This window comes from Kribbella antiqua, from assembly GCF_004345665.1.
Taxonomy (GTDB): Bacteria; Actinomycetota; Actinomycetes; order Propionibacteriales; family Kribbellaceae; genus Kribbella; species Kribbella antiqua.
Genome location: NZ_SLWR01000015.1, coordinates 64,736 through 81,357, shown reverse-complemented (window position 1 = coordinate 81,357; position 16,622 = coordinate 64,736). Strand labels below are relative to the sequence as shown.

The 16,622-nt window shown below is 68.6% G+C and carries 16 protein-coding genes; 12 read left to right on the top strand and 4 right to left on the bottom strand.

What is annotated here, in order from left to right; all coding sequences use genetic code 11:
• Nucleotide 1: 1 nt before the first annotated feature.
• From EV646_RS34065 to EV646_RS34040, 5 genes are all read left to right on the top strand, one after another.
• Nucleotides 2-394, top strand: coding sequence for a hypothetical protein (locus EV646_RS34065; protein ID WP_132156062.1), 393 nt, complete (start codon nucleotides 2-4; stop codon nucleotides 392-394).
• Between the two features lie 68 nt (nucleotides 395-462).
• Complete coding sequence (locus EV646_RS34060) at nucleotides 463-1,695, top strand: bifunctional glycosyltransferase family 2/GtrA family protein (protein ID WP_132156060.1); 1,233 nt, start codon at nucleotides 463-465, stop codon at nucleotides 1,693-1,695.
• A 1-nt stretch (nucleotide 1,696) separates the two neighbouring features.
• Entirely contained in the window at nucleotides 1,697-3,823 is a 2,127-nt protein-coding gene (locus tag EV646_RS34055; RefSeq protein WP_132156058.1) for an ArnT family glycosyltransferase, read from the top strand.
• 296 nt (nucleotides 3,824-4,119) lie between these two features.
• Nucleotides 4,120-4,815 (top strand): hypothetical protein, encoded by a 696-nt coding sequence (locus EV646_RS39115; RefSeq protein ID WP_158291100.1) that lies wholly within the window; start codon nucleotides 4,120-4,122, stop codon nucleotides 4,813-4,815.
• Between the two features lie 454 nt (nucleotides 4,816-5,269).
• Complete coding sequence (locus tag EV646_RS34040; protein ID WP_132156052.1) at nucleotides 5,270-5,692, top strand: hypothetical protein; 423 nt, start codon at nucleotides 5,270-5,272, stop codon at nucleotides 5,690-5,692.
• On the opposite strand, the gene EV646_RS34035 is transcribed toward EV646_RS34040, so the two are convergent.
• Entirely contained in the window at nucleotides 5,676-6,266 is a 591-nt protein-coding gene (locus tag EV646_RS34035; protein ID WP_132156050.1) for a TetR/AcrR family transcriptional regulator, read from the bottom strand. The two genes, EV646_RS34040 and EV646_RS34035, sit on opposite strands and share 17 nt — an antisense overlap.
• Nucleotides 6,267-6,319: 53 nt before the next feature.
• On the opposite strand from EV646_RS34035, the gene EV646_RS34030 reads away from it, so the two are divergent.
• Together EV646_RS34030 and EV646_RS34025 are read left to right on the top strand one after the other, a co-directional pair.
• Entirely contained in the window at nucleotides 6,320-7,378 is a 1,059-nt protein-coding gene (locus EV646_RS34030) for an FAD-dependent monooxygenase (RefSeq protein WP_132156048.1), read from the top strand.
• 159 nt (nucleotides 7,379-7,537) lie between these two features.
• Nucleotides 7,538-8,404, top strand: coding sequence for a phosphoribosylaminoimidazolesuccinocarboxamide synthase (locus tag EV646_RS34025; protein WP_241996505.1), 867 nt, complete (start codon nucleotides 7,538-7,540; stop codon nucleotides 8,402-8,404).
• A gap of 176 nt (nucleotides 8,405-8,580) precedes the next feature.
• On the opposite strand, the gene EV646_RS34020 is transcribed toward EV646_RS34025, so the two are convergent.
• Nucleotides 8,581-9,069: a hypothetical protein gene (locus tag EV646_RS34020; protein ID WP_132156046.1), complete on the bottom strand. Its 489-nt coding sequence runs from the start codon at nucleotides 9,067-9,069 to the stop codon at nucleotides 8,581-8,583.
• 247 nt (nucleotides 9,070-9,316) lie between these two features.
• Between EV646_RS34020 and purS the strand changes: the two genes are divergently transcribed.
• The 5 genes from purS (at nucleotide 9,317) to EV646_RS33995 (ending at nucleotide 15,155) form a co-directional block, all read left to right on the top strand.
• A complete protein-coding gene (gene purS, locus EV646_RS34015; protein WP_132156044.1) occupies nucleotides 9,317-9,568 on the top strand; it encodes a phosphoribosylformylglycinamidine synthase subunit PurS in 252 nt (83 codons plus the stop codon).
• A complete protein-coding gene (gene purQ, locus EV646_RS34010) occupies nucleotides 9,565-10,236 on the top strand; it encodes a phosphoribosylformylglycinamidine synthase subunit PurQ (protein WP_132156042.1) in 672 nt (223 codons plus the stop codon). The genes purS and purQ overlap by 4 nt, the downstream gene beginning before the upstream one ends.
• A gap of 14 nt (nucleotides 10,237-10,250) precedes the next feature.
• Complete coding sequence (locus tag EV646_RS34005; protein ID WP_241996504.1) at nucleotides 10,251-12,305, top strand: hypothetical protein; 2,055 nt, start codon at nucleotides 10,251-10,253, stop codon at nucleotides 12,303-12,305.
• 1 nt (nucleotide 12,306) lies between these two features.
• Entirely contained in the window at nucleotides 12,307-14,568 is a 2,262-nt protein-coding gene (gene purL / locus EV646_RS34000; RefSeq protein ID WP_132156038.1) for a phosphoribosylformylglycinamidine synthase subunit PurL, read from the top strand.
• Nucleotides 14,569-14,669: 101 nt separating this feature from the next.
• A complete protein-coding gene (locus EV646_RS33995) occupies nucleotides 14,670-15,155 on the top strand; it encodes a DUF1707 SHOCT-like domain-containing protein (protein ID WP_132156027.1) in 486 nt (161 codons plus the stop codon).
• Nucleotides 15,156-15,179: 24 nt separating this feature from the next.
• Here the strand turns inward: EV646_RS33995 and EV646_RS33990 are convergent, their stop codons facing one another.
• Together EV646_RS33990 and EV646_RS33985 are read right to left on the bottom strand one after the other, a co-directional pair.
• On the bottom strand, nucleotides 15,180-15,971 hold the full coding sequence (locus tag EV646_RS33990; RefSeq protein ID WP_132156025.1) for a hypothetical protein: 792 nt from the start codon (nucleotides 15,969-15,971) through the stop codon (nucleotides 15,180-15,182).
• Entirely contained in the window at nucleotides 15,958-16,569 is a 612-nt protein-coding gene (locus tag EV646_RS33985; RefSeq protein ID WP_241996503.1) for an RNA polymerase sigma factor, read from the bottom strand. Before EV646_RS33985 ends, EV646_RS33990 begins: the two co-directional genes overlap by 14 nt.
• Nucleotides 16,570-16,622 lie beyond the last annotated feature (53 nt).

The window sequence follows — 16,622 nt, the reverse complement described above, 5'->3', positions numbered from 1 at the left end:
CATGACCGATCCCGAGGCGACCAGGCACGGGCCAGGCCGGATCCTCATCCTGGTGTACGGCGTTTTCGCACTGGCCGCGACATCACGCGCCGGCGTCCAGATCGCCACCAAGTTCGACGAAGCCCCGATCGCCTACGTGCTGTCGGCCGTTGCCGCGGTCATCTATTGTGCGGCGACCTTTGCCTTGGCCAAGGCAACGAAAATCTCCCGCCGGGTCGCGGCCGTCGCGATCGTGGTGGAGCTGATCGGTGTGGTCGGTATCGGTGCCTTCAGCTATGCCGCTCCGGACGACTTTCCGGACGCGACCGTGTGGTCACATTTCGGTCAGGGTTACGGCTTCGTTCCGCTGGTGTTGCCAGTGCTGGGTCTGGTCTGGTTGCGCCGTACCAGCTGACCGGTTTGCCAGGAAACTGCCAGGTGTGCGCAGGGGATGACTCAGGTTGACCCGACAGCATCGGTGGCATGCAGATTTCAGGTCACCCTCGGGTCGAGATCGTCGTACCCGTCAAGAACGAGGAAAACGACCTCGGACCGAACATTCGGCGGCTGCGTGAGTTCCTCGACACCGCCTTCCCGTTCCCGGCCGAGGTCTGCATCGCCGACAACGGAAGCACCGATGCCACCTATGAGATCGGCGCGCTGCTGTCGGCCGAGCTGCCCGGGGTCCGGATCGTCCGGCTCGAGCAGTCCGGCCGCGGCCGCGCACTGAAGAAGGTCTGGTCCGAGAGCACCGCCGACGTGCTCGCCTACATGGACGTCGACCTGTCCACCAACCTGAACGCGTTGCTGCCGCTGGTGGCGCCGCTGTTCGCCGGCCACAGTGACGTTGCCATCGGCACCCGGTTGTCCAACGGGTCGCGGGTGGTCCGGCGGCCGAAGCGGGAGTTCATCTCGCGCGGCTACAACCTGTTGCTGCGGGCAACCTTGAGCGCGCACTTCTCCGACGCCCAGTGCGGGTTCAAGGCGATCCGCGCCGACGTGGCCCGGCAGCTGCTGCCGCTGATCGAGGACAACAGCTGGTTCTTCGACACCGAGCTGCTGGTGCTGGCCGAGAAGGCCGGGCTGCGGGTGCACGAGGTGCCGGTCGACTGGGTCGACGACCTCGACTCGCGGGTCAAGATCGCCAAGACGATCGACGAGGACCTGCGCGGCATCGCCCGGCTGATGAAGAACCTCGGCCGCGGCGCCATCCCGCTCGAGCCGATCCGCCAGGCCTTCGGCCGGCCGCGAATCCTCGACCCCCGGACGGCGCTGGCCGCCCGGGTGCTGCGGTTCGGCGCGATCGGCGTACTGAGTACGACGGCGTACGCGCTGCTCTATCTGGTCCTGCGGCAGGGCATGCCGGCCCAGGTGGCGAACGTGCTCTCGCTACTGATCACCGCGGTCGGCAACACCGCCCTCAACCGGCGGATCACCTTCGGCGTCCAGGGCGTGGAGAACCGCTGGCGGCATCAGCTGCGCGGGCTGGTCACTTTCGGCATCGGCTGGAGCCTGACCGCGTCCTCGCTGTGGCTGTTGCACACGGCAACCTCGTCGCCGCATCAGGCGGTGGAGATCACCGTGCTGACCATCGCGAACCTGGCCGCGACCGTGGTCCGGTTCAGCTTCTTCCAGGCGTGGGTGTTCGACGACGACAAGCCCACCATTCCCACCCTCGAACCCCCAGCGGTTCTCGAGCACTCGAGGAGCAACTGATATGGCCACGCTGAGCAATCCGGTGGAGGCGGATCCCGTCGAGGCATCGTCCTCCCGCCGGGCCGGATCACGGGCACTCAGCACCTCGTTGACCATCGGACGGGACAAGGCCCTGTACGGCGGTCTGCTGGTGCTGACCGCGATCGCGTACCTGTGGGGCCTGTCCAAGAACGGCTATGCGAACGAGTACTACGCGGCCGCTGTCCAGGCGGGCTCGACCAGCTGGAAGGCCTGGTTCTTCGGGTCGTTCGACGCGTCGAGTTTCATCACCGTGGACAAGACGCCCGCCTCGTTGTGGGTGATGGGCCTGTCCGGCCGGCTCTTCGGGTTCAACACCTGGAGCATGCTGGTTCCCGAGGCGCTGATGGGCGTCGCGAGTGTTGGCTTCATCTACGTCTCGGTACGCCGGTGGTTCTCCGCGAATGCGGGCCTGCTCACGGGTGCTGTGCTGGCGCTGACGCCGGTCGCCGTACTGATGTTCCGGTTCAACAACCCGGACGCGCTGCTCATCCTGCTGCTCACGGCCGGGGCTTGGGCGGTGACCCGGGCGATCGACTCGTCGAAGCACGCGGCGCGGTGGATGATGTTGGCCGGGGCGTTGGTCGGGTTTGGATTCCTGACGAAGATGCTGCAGGCGTTCCTGATCCTGCCGGCCTTCGGGCTGGCGTACCTGATCGCCGGCAAGCCTGCGTTGGGGAAGCGTCTGCTGCACAGTGTGCTGGCGTTGGTTTCGCTGATCGTGAGCGCCGGATGGTGGGTCGCGATCGTGGAGCTGCTGCCGGCGTCAGCACGCCCGTACATTGGTGGTTCGCAGAACAACAGCATTCTCGAGCTGACGCTCGGCTACAACGGTCTTGGCCGGCTGAACGGCAACGAGACCGGGTCGGTCGGCGGCGGTGGTGGCGGTGGCAACAACCCCGGCTGGGGTGGGGCGACCGGTCTGCAGCGGCTGTTCAGCGGTGAGTTCGCTTCGCAGATCGCGTGGTTGTTGCCGGCCGCACTGATCGCGACGATCGTGCTGATTGTTGCTGCTGGCAAGGCTCCGCGGACCAACAAGACGCGGGCGTTCGCCGTACTGTGGGGTGGCTGGCTCGGCGTCACCGGGCTGACCTTCAGCTACATGCAGGGCATCATCCACAGCTACTACATGATCGCCCTGGCGCCCGCGATCGCGGCGCTGATCGGTGGCGCGATGTCGATCCTGTGGCGGCGCCGTTCGGAGTGGTTGCCGCGCGCAACGCTTGCCGGCGGTGTTCTGCTGACGGCGGGCTGGAGCTTCGCGCTGCTGAACGAGACGCCGTCCTGGCACCCGTGGCTGCGGTGGGTCGTGCTGCTGACCGGCGTACTTGGCTTCGGTGCGGTGATGATGCTGCCGGAACTGAAGCTGCACAAGACAGCGGCTCGGCGGGCCGAGGTGTTCGCCGGCGTGCTGCTCGCGGTGAGTGCGCTGACCGGACCGGCGGCGTACTCGGTGGCGACGATCAACTCCGCGCATGCTGGTGCGCTCCCGTCCGCTGGACCTTCGGGCGCCGGCGGGATGGGTGGCGGACCTGGCGGCGGCGGTATGGGCCGGATGGGCACGCCTCCTGGCGGTACGACGGGGATGCCTGGCGCGAACGGGACCGGAACTGGAACCGGCACTGGTCCTGGAACCGGCACTGGGACCGGAACTGGCACTGGAACCAATGGAACGACCGGCGATGGGACGACCGGGACCGGGCGGACGAACGGTCAGGGTGGCGGGATCGGCGGGTTCCTCGGTGGTGGCGGCATCAGCGGGGTTTCGAGTGAGCTGATCACGCTGCTGCAACAGGGCGCCAAGGGCTACACCTGGGCGGCCGCCGCGGTCACCGCGAACGGTGCCGCACCACTGCAGATCGCCTCCGGCGAACCGATCATGGCGATCGGCGGCTTCAACGGCACCGACCCGGCGCCGACCCTGGCCGAGTTCAAGGAACTGGTTGCCCAGGGCAAGATCCACTACTTCATCGGTAGCGGCGGCGGGTTCGGCGGCATGGGGCGCAGCGGCACCTCGAGCGAGATCGCCACCTGGGTCCAGGAGAACTTCAAGGCGACCACCGTCGGCAACACCACCGTCTACGACCTCACCACCAGCACGACCAGCTGACAAAGGAAAGTGGAGTACGCGATATGACACAAAACACCAACGCTCCGATCCCCGAAGGCCCCATCCACCGCACAACGAACCAACCCGGCCCCCACCTATCCGGCCCCGGCCTCCCCGGCACCCATGCGGCCCCGGGCTACTCCGGAGCAGGCGGCGGATCCGGTACGGCGGGACCATCCGGAGTCACCGAGGTAGCCGGAGCAGCCGGAGCAGCCGGAGGAGCCGGAGCAGCCGGAGCAGCCGGAGCTGGAGCAGTCGGAGCCGCTGGAGCCGCTGAGGTGGCGCCGAGTGCGCAGATGACTGAGGCCGAGGCCCGATGGCACGCCGCTCGTGCCGAGGCCGCCGGTGCCCCGGCCGCCTCGACGGACGCTCCCGCCGGCACGGCAGGCGGCGCGGCTCAGGCAGCCACGCAGGGCGGCTCCGCTGCGCCGGGAGTCGCTGTACCGGGCTCCGGCTCAGTCGGCTCCGCCGTACCGGGAGCCGCGCAGGGTGCCGGCGTGCCAGGAGCTGCGGCGGCTGGCGCCGTACCGGGGGCTGCTCCGGCAGCGGGTGCTCCGGGGGCGTATGGCGGTGCTTACGGTGAGCCGGCGGGTGCTGGGCAGGGCGCTGCTGGGGGGAAGGGGCGGCCGAGCAACCTGATGTTGGCTGGTGCTGGGTCGGCGCTGGCGGTGCTGGCGTTCCTCGGCGGTGCGGCGGTTGGACACGCATGGGACGGCACCGGGACTCAGCAGAACCAGTTCGGTGGGCCCGGCGGCGGTGGCGGCCGCCAGTTCCCCGGCCAGGGCTTCGGTCAGGGCCAAGGCACCACCGGCCAGGGCCAAGGCACGACCGGCCAGAACCAAGGCACCACCGGCCAGAACCAAAGCACCTTCCCCGGTCAACTGCAGGGCCAGGGCACCACCGGGCAGGGCCAGGGCATGACGGGCCAGGGGCCGGGCACCCAGCCAGGCACCGGCACCCAGAGCTCCAACGGCCAAACCCAAACCAGCTGACCACCCCCAGCAGCCCGGCGGGCCGAGAGCGGACACTCCTGACCCGCCGGCACCCACGTTCGGCCGGGCGCAACCCCCGGCCGCACCGGACCACTCACGTTCGGCGGGGCGCAACCCCCGGCCGCACCGGACCACCCACGTTCGCGGGGCGCAACCCCCGGCCCCGCCGGACCAACCCACAGCCGCCGCATTAAGCGGAGGGGTTGCCCATTGAGCTGGTGGGTTGCCCCCTCGGATTCTCAGTGGGCAACCCTCCAGGTGAGGGGATGCCCACTGAGCTGACAGCCATCTGGCCGGCCTCGCAGGTGTCGGGTAGACCACATTTGCCGGTGGTTACAGACGGTGGCGGCCCCGCTTCACGGTGCTGCGAGGTGCCGTGGGGCCGGGCTTTCGGCGTATGGACGACACGCGGGGAACGGTTCGGGGGGAGGGTGGGTGGGGTAAGGATCGGTCCGTGGAATGGTCGAACGTCACCTGGTTCCTGACCGCCCTCGGCGCGGTCGTCGTACTGCTGACGCGCGTCCGGCTCGGAGGTACCGTTGTCGACGGCACCGTCCGGTCCAGCGGTGTGTTCGGCTACTCCGCCAGCCTGCTACGGATCCACACCACTGTCGGCGTACTGACGTTGGTGTCCTGGATCGTTGCCCTCGTCACCGGTCGTCGCGAGATCGCGTTCCTGGTCCTGGCCGGATGGTGGCTGTTGGCAATCGTCGGATTGTTGCTGCTGGCCCGTTGGCTGCCGAGCGGCGGCAAACATTCGGAGGACGCGAAGGGTGACGCCTGGGGCTCCGGCGCCGGCCTGTCCGTCCTCGGCCACGTCGGTATGGTGCTCGGTGTCTGCTACTTCACCTTCATCACCGTCACCGACCGGCTTTGAGCCCCTCGAGCAGTGCTTTGATCGACCGTCGTACGGCGGCGTCGAACGCTTCTGGTGAGAGCGTTGCCCCGGCCCCCGCGACCCGGTCGTAGAGCAGCCCGTCCATCATCGCGGCCGCCGGCCACGCGGCCTCCTCGGCATTCGGTACGCCGAGCCCGTCGAGCAGCTGCGCCAGCATCGCCCGCAACTGCCGTCCACCCTCGTTGATCGCGGTCCGCAACTCCGGCTGACGGCTGGCTTCCAGCGACAGCTCGTAGCGCGCGATCAGATCGTCCGGCCGATCCCGCGCCAGCCCGATCACCAGCTGATTCAGCAACTCGACCGGCGACCCGGTCGGCCCAGGCCCGGGCTGCGCAGTCGCGCTTACGTCGCGCGCCAGCATCCGGTTCACGCACGCGGTGAGCAGTGCGCTTCGGGTCCGCAGGTAGTACGACGTCGAGCCCGGCGGCAGCCCGGCCTCCGCGTCGACCGCGCGATGGGTCAGCCCACGCAACCCGCGCGTCGCGACGAGATGGATCGCGGCATCGGCAATGGCGTCCCGGCGATCCGCACCCAGCGGAACCTGCTTCGTCACGCCGGTCAGTCTCGCACTGTTCAATCGCCCTCTACAGATGTAGAGTCAGATTCATGAGAACGGCGATCGTGGTGGGTGCGGGTATCGGAGGGGTCACGGCGGCCGTCGCGCTGCAACGGTGCGGATGGCAGGTCACGGTGCTGGAACGGGCGCCTGAGCTGGGGGAGGTGGGTGCCGGGATCTCCGTCTGGCCGTCGGCGGTCGCCGTACTGGAGGAGCTTGGGGTGAAGGGCGTCGAGAAGGCGGCCGCGCTGTCCAAGCCGGCCGGGATGCGGAAGCCCAACGGTCGCTGGGTGGTCAAGGCGGCCGACCTCGGCGTCGAGATCCCGGTGATGATCCACCGGGCTCAGTTGCACGACCTCATCACGGACCAGTTCGGCCCGGCCATCACGGTCCGGACCGGTTACACCGTCACCGAGATCACTCAGGACGACACCGGGGTCACGATCAACGACGAGCTGCGGGCTGACCTGGTGGTCGCGGCGGACGGCATCCGCAGTGTCATCCGTCAAGCGATCTACCCGGATTACCAGGGCCCGCAGTACTCCGGCTATACGGCGTACCGGGGGATCGCCGACGTGGAGATCGACGACGGCGGTGGCGAAACTTGGGGCCGTGGGCAACGATTCGGATTCGCGCGGCTGATCGACGGGCGGATCTACTGGTATGCCACAGCGAACCAGCCGGCCGGCCAAAGAAGCCACGCCGAGGCCTTCGGCGGTTGGCATGAGCCGATCCCGGCCATCCTCGCCGGTACGGCGGACGTGCTGCAGAACGACATCTACGACCTCGCGCTCCCGCTGAGGCCTTTCCACAACGGCCGTGTGGTCCTCCTCGGCGACGCCGCCCACGCGATGACGCCGAACCTCGGCCGCGGCGCCTGCTCCGCCATCGAGGACGCGGGCGCGCTGGCCAGACACCTGGCCGACGATGCTTCGCTGGGTACGGCGTTGGCGGCGTACGACACCGAGCGGCGGCCCGCGACCACCAAGCTGATCAAGCGATCCCGCAGCGTCGGCCAGCTCGGTCAGGTGGCGAACCCGGTGGTGTGTGCGGTCCGGGACGGGCTGTTGGCCTTCGCCGGGAAGTTGGTGTCGCTGCGGCGGCACTAGCTTGCGGATCTGCGGCACTCACCAACCAGGTGCGGCACTCGCAGCCCACGCTTGAGCGGCGGGCCGAGATTGCCCCGCCTGGGGGTTTGGTGAGTGCTGGAAGTCCGCATGGTCCTTGGCCGGGTTCGGCGCGGCGGGGCGGGGTGGAAGAATCGCGGCGTGACCACTCCTGCTGAGATTCCTGGTGCGAAGCACATCCACTCCGGCAAGGTCCGGGACCTGTACGAGCTGGGGTCCGGCGAACTGCTGATGGTCGCCAGCGACCGGCAGAGTGCGTTCGACTGGGTTCTGGAGACGCCGATCCCGGACAAGGGCAAGGTGCTCACCGCGATGAGCCTGTGGTGGTTCGAGGTGCTGGACGTGCCGAACCACATCCTGTCCACCGACGTACCGGCCGAGGTCGCCGGGCGCGCGGTGATCTGCGAGAAGCTCGCGATGTTGCCGGTCGAGTGCGTTGCCCGCGGGTACCTGAGCGGCTCCGGCCTGCTCGACTACAACGCGACCGGCAGTGTGTGCGGGATCCCGCTGAAGCCCGGGCTGGTCGAGGGCTCCCGGCTGGACGAGCCGATCTTCACGCCCGCGACCAAGGCCGAGCTCGGCGAGCACGACGAGAACGTCTCGTACGACGCTGTGGTCGCAACAGTCGGCGCGGAGACAGCGGCCGCGCTGAGGGACACCACGCTGGACATCTACACGCGGGCGCACGCGATGGCGGCGGAGCGCGGGATCATCGTGGCGGACACGAAGTTCGAGTTCGGGACGCGCGCGGACGGGACGATCGTGCTGGCCGACGAGGTACTGACGCCGGACTCGAGCCGCTTCTGGCCGGCCGGCCAGTGGGAGCCGGGGAAGCAACAGCCGTCGCTGGACAAGCAGATCATCCGCGACTGGCTCCAGTTCGAGTCCGGCTGGGACCGCAACTCCGGCGAGGCCCCACCCCCACTCTCCGACGAGGTAGTCGAGCGGACCAGGTCGGCGTACATCAACGCCTACGAACAACTGACCGGCAGGAAGTTCACCGCCTGAAAAGAAAGGCCGCCGCCTCCGGCGGCGGGTGGTTGGGGGAGGGCCGCACCTTCACCAGCTGACCACGCCCATTTCAGGGGTCGACCCCTTCGGTGGTGGGTTGCGGACCCAGAATTTGGGTCCGCAACCCACAAGCTTGAGGGTTGGCCTCTGAAATGGCGCGGGGCGGGCGGCGGTTAGAAGAGGCTGACGCCTGCGGCTAGGAGGACGAAGCGGGCGGTTCGGCCGGTGAGGACTGAGAGGGTGAAGGTCAAGACCCCCATGCGGGAGGCGCCACCGATGAGGGCTACGCCGTAGAGTGGTGGGATGCCGGTGAAGGCGCTCAGGAGGGTGACCGGGATGCTCCAGCGGCGGTCGCTCATCGCGTCGAGGAGGCGTTTGCTGACGTCGCGGTTCCACTGCACGAACCGGCCCCGGCGGGTGCCGAGATCGACCGGCTTGGGCTCCTTCGACTTCCGGGTGGCATAGCCCGGGCGGTACCGGACGGCGAGGAACATCGCGACCTTGCCGATCGTCTGCCCGACCGAGACGCCGACCGCGGCGACCACCGGGTCGAGTGCACCGGAGCCGCCGCCAACGAGGACGTACGCCTCCGCGTTCATCACCGGTATGACAGCGGACCCGATCCCGAAGCCCACCGCCAGCACCAACTGCCACACCCACATAGCCCCGAGGTTATGCGCCGCCACCAGCGTTGCCACGCAACCCAGCCCCACTCCCGGGAGGAACCAGGGTCCCACCGGCCCTCGCCCTCCCACCCTTGACAGCCACGCCGGTACGACGCCCTGCCCGGCAGCCGCGGCACGACTACGCACAGTGGCGGGTAGTCCAGAATGGCGGCCGATGCGGGGCTTCTGCCCGCTGGTCGGTAGGATTCAGGGCGTCACCCCGGAACGAGACCTGGAGTAGTCAGTGGCTCGCGTTGTCGTCGACGTCATGCTCAAGCCCGAGATCCTCGACCCGCAGGGCAAGGCGGTGCACGGCGCGTTCGGCCGGCTCGGCTTCGACGGCGTGGCCGACGTGCGGCAGGGCAAGCGGTTCGAGATCACCCTGGACGGCGAGGCGACCGAGGAGCGGGTCGCCGAGATCCGCAAGGCCGCCGACACGCTGCTGGCCAACCCGGTGATCGAGGACTACACCCTGCACGTAGAGGACGCCCAGTGAAGATCGGGGTCGTCACCTTCCCGGGCTCACTGGACGACGCCGACGCCCGCCGCGCGGCCGCCGTCGCCGGTGCCGAGCCGGTCGCCCTCTGGCACGCCGACGCCGACCTGCACGGTGTGGACGCGGTCGTCCTGCCGGGCGGCTTCTCGTACGGCGACTACCTCCGGGCCGGTGCCATCTCCCGGTTCGCTCCGGTGATGGAGACGATCATCAAGAAGGCCGGCGAGGGCCTGCCAGTGCTCGGTATCTGCAACGGCTTCCAGGTGCTGTGTGAGTCGCATCTGCTCCCCGGCGCGCTGATCAAGAACCATCACCGCAAGTTCCTCTGCAAGGACCAGCCGCTGCGGATCGAGAACAACCGCACCGCCTGGACCAGCGACTACGACGCCAATCACGAGATCACCATCGTGCTGAAGAACCAGGACGGTTCGTACGTCGCCGACGAGGCGACGCTGGACCGGTTGGAGGGCGAGGGCCGGGTCGTCGCCCGCTACCTGGGCGAGAACCCGAACGGCTCGTACCGCGACATCGCCGGGATCAGCAACGAGCGCGGCAACGTGGTCGGCCTGATGCCGCACCCGGAGCACTGCGTCGAGACACTCACCGGCCCGACCACGGACGGCCTGGGCTTCTTCACCTCGGTGCTGAAGGCCGTCGTCGCCTCCTGATGAAGCTGTCCAGGGTGCGGCGTCTCCTCGCCCGCACCCTCATTCTGACCGCAGCCGTCCTGCTCGCAGGATCCGCAAGTACGGCGAACGCGCAGCCGAACAGCCTGTTCGCCAAGGTCGTGGTGATCGGTGTGCCCGGCCTGACCTGGAACGACGTGAAGGCCTCGCCGGAGCTGACAGCGTTGGTCAATCAGTCGCACATCGGCTCGATCACCGTGAAGACGGCTGGCCCGCACACGTGCCCGGTCGACGGCTGGCTCACTATCAGCGCCGGCACTCGGGCCTGGGGCAGCGTCCCCGACGAGCCCTGTGGCGACCTGCCCGCCGTGACGAATGGCCAGGTCCAGGACTGGCAGACGTACGTCGACCGCCAGGCGGACCACCACACCGGCGCCCCCATCGGCCGCCTCGGTCAGACCAACCCGGCCTACCGGATCTGCGGCTTCGGCCCAGGCGCCGCGATCGCGCTGGCCCGCACCGACGGCTCAGTGACCAACTGGCAACCCGAGCTAGACCAGGCCAGGCTCGCGAGCAACGACTGCGGCGACGCGATCATCGACGCCGGTGCGCTGCCGCCACGCGAAGGCCGAGCCGAGGCACGCAAGAAGGTTGCCGACCTGGTCGCCCAGGCCAGGGCAGCGGACGGCTGGGTGCTGCTCGTCGGTATCAGCCAGACGATGGCCAACGAGCATCAGGAGCCGTTGGTCGCGATGCAGCTCCCCCCGGACAACGGTCCGCGCTGGCTGACCAGCGACAGCACCCGTCGACCGGGCCTGATTCAGCTGACCGACGTCACCGCGACGATCCTCAAGGAGCGAACCCCGGCAGAGGTTGATCCGGCCGGCGACGAGAAGAAGGCCGGTCCGCTGGACGGCAACGAGATCCACTTCACCGGCGACCGGCACACCGATGCGGCCGCGGTGATCCAGGACCGGCTCGACACCAACCAGCGCTTCGAGCAACCGCGCCCCATGCTCATCGCGGTCTCGATGACCATCCTGGCCGCCGAGCTGCTCGCCCTGGCGTGGTTCGTGATCACCCGCAGCCCGCGATCCCGTCGTACGTTCGTCTTCACGTTGCTGATGCAGGGCGGGTTCTTCATCGCGGTCTTCCTGTCCACGGCGACCGTGTGGTGGCGGTGGCCGGCGCCGGGATTCTCCTTGTACTGCGTGGTTCTCGGCATCAGCGCATTGCTCGCGGGCGTGGCTCAGGTCGTCTTGAAACATTATGCCTACCTCGGGATCGCCGCCGCGGCGTACGGCATCCTGCTGGTGGACGGCGTACTCGGGACACCGCTGCAGTTCGGCAGCATGTTCACCGACGGTCCTGTGATCGGCGGACGGTTCTACGGCTTCGGCAACTCCACCTTCGCCACTCTGGCCGTCGCTGCACTCGTCACAGCCGGGTGGGCCGCGCAGAGGCTGATCGACAAGAGCCGCAAGCAGGCTGCACTCGCCGTACTCGCGGTTGGCGGCGCAGCCATCATTGTCGACGGCAAGCCGGGGTGGGGGACGGACTTCGGCGGCATCATCGCGCTGACCCCGGCTGTGCTGCTCATGGCCTGGCTGACCTGGCGGGGCAGCATCTCCTGGCGTGCACTGCTCGGCGTGGGCGCGGCAGGGGTGCTGGCGGTCTCGAGCGTCGCCTTCCTTGACTACCTGCGGCCGGAGGACGAGCGAAGTCACTTCGGCACGTTCGTGGCCAGGCTGCTGGATGGCGACGTGAGCGACGTACTGATCCGCAAGCTGCAGATGGCAGTCCAGTTCTTCACTGGCCCCGCTGGCTGGGCGATGCTCGTCGCTGTGGTGGTGACGATGCTTGCCACTGTGCTGCCCGAGCGGGTGCCATTCCAGGAGTACAGGACCTTCTACACGAGCCGGCCGATGGTCCGGCCGACTCTGCTCGCTCTGTCGACCTGTGGCCTGGTCGGCATGTTGCTGAACGACGCCGGGGTCGCACTGCCCGCGATCATGGCCGGTTTCGCCGTACCACTGCTGGTGGCCCACCTGGTGGCTTCCAAGCAGCCCGCTACCGTTTCACCTGAGTCCCACCTAGTGCAGGAGTCCTGAAGTGTCGACCGACACCGTTAGCAACGCGACCAGTACGCCGGACGTCGAGCAGCCGTGGGCCGAGCTCGGCCTGAAGCCGGACGAGTACCAGCGGATCCGGGACATCCTGGACCGCCGGCCGACCAGCTGCGAGCTGGCGATGTACTCGGTGATGTGGAGCGAGCACTGCTCGTACAAGTCGTCCAAGGTGCACCTGCGTAAGTTCGGCGAGATCCCGCAGGAGACGCCGGCCGGGAAGATGCTGGCCGGTATCGGTGAGAACGCCGGCGTAATCGACATCGGCGAGGGCTACGCGGTCACGTTCAAGGTCGAGTCGCACAACCACCCGTCGTACGTCGAGCCCTACCAGGGTGCGGCGACCGGGGTCGGCGGCATCGTCCGCGACATCCTCGCGATGGGCGCCCGGCCGGTCGCGGTGATGGACCCGCTGCGGTTCGGCCCGCTGGATGCGCCGGACACCAAGCGCGTGCTGCCCGGCATCGTCTCCGGCGTCGGCGGCTACGGCAACAGCCTCGGCCTGCCCAACATCGGCGGCGAGGTCGTCTTCGACCCGACGTACGCCGGCAACCCCCTGGTCAACGCGCTCTGCGTCGGCGTGATGCGGCACGAGGACCTGCACCTCGCGAACGCTACCGGCGTCGGCAACCAGATCATCCTGTACGGCGCGAAGACCGGTGGCGACGGCATCGGCGGCGTATCGGTCCTGGCCAGCGAGACCTTCGCCGAAGGCGGCCCGACCAAGCGGCCGGCGGTCCAGGTCGGCGACCCGTTCATGGAGAAGCTGCTGATCGAGTGCACGCTCGAGCTGTTCCAGGCGCACGTGGTCGAGGGCATCCAGGACCTCGGCGGCGCCGGGCTCTCCTGCGCGACCTCCGAGCTGGCCAGTGCTGGCGAGGGCGGGATGTACGTATCGCTCGACAAGGTGCCGCTGCGGGACGCCTCACTCGCTCCGGAAGAGATCCTGATGAGCGAGTCGCAGGAGCGGATGATGGCGGTCGTCACTCCGGAGAACGTCGAGGCCTTCCTGAAGATCTGCGCGAAGTGGGACGTGCAGGCGGACGTGATCGGCGAGGTCACCGACACCGGCCGGCTGCAGATCGACTGGCACGGCGAGCGCGTGGTCGACGTACCGCCGCGGACCGTCGCCCACGAGGGACCTGTGTACGAGCGCCCGTACGAGCGCCCGGCCTGGCAGGACGAGCTTCAGGCGGACGGAGCCGAGAAGTTGCCGCGAGCAACCAGTTCGTCGGAGCTGCGGGATACCCTCCTGAAGCTGGTCGCCTCGCCGAACCTCTGCGACAAGTCCTGGGTGACGGATCAGTACGACCGCTACGTGCTGGGCAATTCGGTACTCGCGCAGCCCGAGGACAGCGGCATGATCCGCGTCGACGAGACCAGTGGCCTCGGTGTCGCGGTGTCGACCGACTGCAACGGGCGCTTCGCCAAGCTGGACCCGTACACCGGCGCCAAGCTCGCGCTGGCCGAGTCGTACCGGAACGTGGCGACCACCGGCGCCCGGCCGGCCGCGGTGACCGACTGCCTGAACTTCGGCTCGCCCGAGGACCCGGCGGTGATGTGGCAGTTCGCGGAGGCGATCCGCGGCCTGGTCGACGGGTGCATCGAGCTGGGCATCCCGGTCACCGGCGGCAACGTGTCGTTCTACAACCAGACCGGTGAGACGCCGATCCTGCCGACTCCGGTGGTCGGCGTACTTGGTGTCATCGACGACGTGACTCGTCGTACGCCGATCGGGTTCACGACCGAGATGGAGGGGCACCAGCTCTACTTGCTCGGTGAGACCGAGGAGGAGCTGTCCGGGTCGGAGTGGGCCCACGTGGTCCACGGTCACCTCGGCGGACGCCCGCCGGCGGTCGACCTGGCCGCCGAGCAGCAGCTGGCGGACATCCTGATCAACGCGTCCCGGGACGGGCTGATCGACGCCGCTCACGACGTCAGCGACGGCGGTGTCGCGCAGACGCTGGTCGAGTCCGCGCTGCGCGGTGGTGTCGGCGCCCGGGTCTGGGCTCCGGACGGGCTTGACGCGTTCCTGTTCCTGTTCGCGGAGTCGGCCGGCCGCGTGGTTGTCGCCGTACCGCGGACTGAAGAGGTCCGGTTCACCGACATGTGCACCGCGCGCCGCTTCCCGCACGCGAAGATCGGCGTCATCGCGGGCGACACGCTCGACGTCCAGGACCAGTTCGAGATCCCGCTGAGCGAGCTGCGCGAGGCCTGGACTCAGACTCTCCCGGCCGCGCTCGGCTGAGCTCCTGGAGGACCCGGGCAGTCGCACTGCCCGGGTCAGCCGCGGCCCTGGTGATTGTCCGTCCGTCTGGCACACTCGAAAGGGACGAGTGGGGTGAGTGGATGGCGGAGCGGCGGCCGGTCAAAGCGAGTGAGCTGATGGGGCTTGCGGCTGCGGCTGGGCAGGAGGCTCGGGTTGCGGCGGCGCGGCGTCGGCTGGCTGGGATTCGGCTGACCGATGAAGAGCGCCGGATCTGCACCGACGAGCTTGCCGAGCAGTTCGCGGTCGGGCGGCTCGATGAGGACGAGTTGCACCGCCGGGTGGATCTGCTGAACGACGCTGTCACGCATGCACATCTACAGCCTGTCTTCGCCGGCTTGCCGGCGCCCTCGCTCTACCAGCCCGCGCCGCGGAAGCCTGGTCGCTGGCGGTGGGCCGCCTTCGCTGGTGCGGTGTGGCTGGCCTTGCCGTTTTTCCTTACCGGGTTGGTTTTTCTGGTGTTCGGCAGGGAGATCGCGGCCGCGATCTTCGGGGTGCCGGCGGTGGTGTGGACCTTCGTCGCCTACCGCTGGGCGTCGGGCAAGAGCAAGCGCTCCCGCCGGGAGTGAGCCGACGGGAGCGCTGCGTGGTCGTTACTTCGCGGCGACGTTGAGGATGACTTCCCCAGGGGCGTACGGCGTCGCGTCCTGGACGATCCAGTTGCCCGGAGGCGTCCCCTCAGGCCGATAGGACTGGACCTTGACCCCGCGGGCCTCGATCAGCGGCAGTACTTGCGCGACCGTCTTGTTCTTGATCGCCAGGCCGGCCAGTGCCTCGCCCTTGTCGGTGGCCGAGGACGACGAGTGCAGGTACATCTCGCCCGGCTTCGCCGCCCGGCCGAAGTCGATCACCGTCGTACCGTCGTAGTTCCTCGGCAGCTCGAGACCGCCCTGGCAGCCGGGATCCGAGGCGTTCAGCGTCCCCGGGCACTTCTCACCCGGCTCCAGCCGGTGCAGCTGGTCCATGTCGTGCTGGTTCCGGCCGGTGAAGCTGACGATGTCGCCGACCGACGGCGGGCTGACCGGGATCGCCTGGACAGTGATGTCCAAGCCCATCTTCTTAAACTCGGCGTTGTACTGCTTCGGGTCGAGGTTCGGGTCGACCACGCGGACGACCAGCTTGTCGCCCTGCTCAGTGAAGGACAGCGCCTGCGGCTGGTCCTGACCCTGCTGGTTCACCAGAGCGGCGCCGACCACGCCGGCGACGAGCAGGCTGCACGCGGCGGCCAGTAGCAGCCGTGGCCGGGCCGGTCGCTTCTGGAGGCTGACAACCGGCGCGTGATCAAAGGTCACGTTCTCCATCACCTGGGACCAGGCTGCGTCGGTGATGTGGTCGTCGGCGGGCTTGAGGCCGCGGACGGCGGCGTCGATGTCATGCGTCTTCATGGGATGCGTCTTCCTTCCAGGAGACCAACGACCGGTTGGCCAAGGGGGCGGTGATCAACTTGGCGAACCGCTTCCGGGCGCGGTGCAACCTGATCCGTACGGCGTTCTGCGAGATGCCCAGCGTGATCGCGATCTGGGCGATGTCGAGCTCTTCCCATGCCACCAGGGACAGCAGCTCACGTTCCTGCTCAGGCAGGGCCCGGAACGCTCTGGCAGCCGGGGTGTCGTCAGGCAACGACCTGTCCATGGAGTCCAGATCGGTGAGTTCCTGGCGCAGTTTGGTCGCCAGTGCGTGCCGGCGTCCTTCGCCTCTGCGGTGATTGGCCAGCGTTCGGCGCGCTACGCCGTACAGCCACGGTCTGGTCTGGTTGCCGGGTGGTATGTCGTCCAGCCGTCGCCACGCCACCAGGAAGGTGTCCGCGAGCAGGTCGGCTGCGTCGTGGCCGCTGTCGGTCCGGCGCCTGAGGTAGCCGAGCACAGCCTCCCGGTGGGCGCCGAACAGTTCCTCGAACCGCTCGCGGCGCCCGCCCCGTGGTGGGTCGTGCACGACTCCCTCACTCACCGGCCCCGGCGGGGCCTTGATCGGTGTCAGCGTCATACCCAGTAGATGTCCGGCACCTCTGCCGTCATTTCACCCCGCCGATGTTGCTG

Excerpts from the sequence above, each read along its gene's own strand:
- EV646_RS34065 (WP_132156062.1), top strand. The coding sequence starts at position 2 with ATGACCGATCCCGAGGCGACCAGGCACGGGCCAGGCCGGATCCTCATC.
- EV646_RS34060 (WP_132156060.1), top strand. The coding sequence starts at position 463 with ATGCAGATTTCAGGTCACCCTCGGGTCGAGATCGTCGTACCCGTCAAG.
- EV646_RS34055 (WP_132156058.1), top strand. The coding sequence starts at position 1,697 with ATGGCCACGCTGAGCAATCCGGTGGAGGCGGATCCCGTCGAGGCATCG.
- EV646_RS39115 (WP_158291100.1), top strand. The coding sequence starts at position 4,120 with ATGACTGAGGCCGAGGCCCGATGGCACGCCGCTCGTGCCGAGGCCGCC.
- EV646_RS34030 (WP_132156048.1), top strand. The coding sequence starts at position 6,320 with ATGAGAACGGCGATCGTGGTGGGTGCGGGTATCGGAGGGGTCACGGCG.
- EV646_RS34020 (WP_132156046.1), bottom strand. The coding sequence starts at position 9,069 with ATGTGGGTGTGGCAGTTGGTGCTGGCGGTGGGCTTCGGGATCGGGTCC.
- EV646_RS33995 (WP_132156027.1), top strand. The coding sequence starts at position 14,670 with ATGGCGGAGCGGCGGCCGGTCAAAGCGAGTGAGCTGATGGGGCTTGCG.
- EV646_RS33990 (WP_132156025.1), bottom strand. The coding sequence starts at position 15,971 with ATGAAGACGCATGACATCGACGCCGCCGTCCGCGGCCTCAAGCCCGCC.
- EV646_RS33985 (WP_241996503.1), bottom strand. The coding sequence starts at position 16,569 with ATGACGCTGACACCGATCAAGGCCCCGCCGGGGCCGGTGAGTGAGGGA.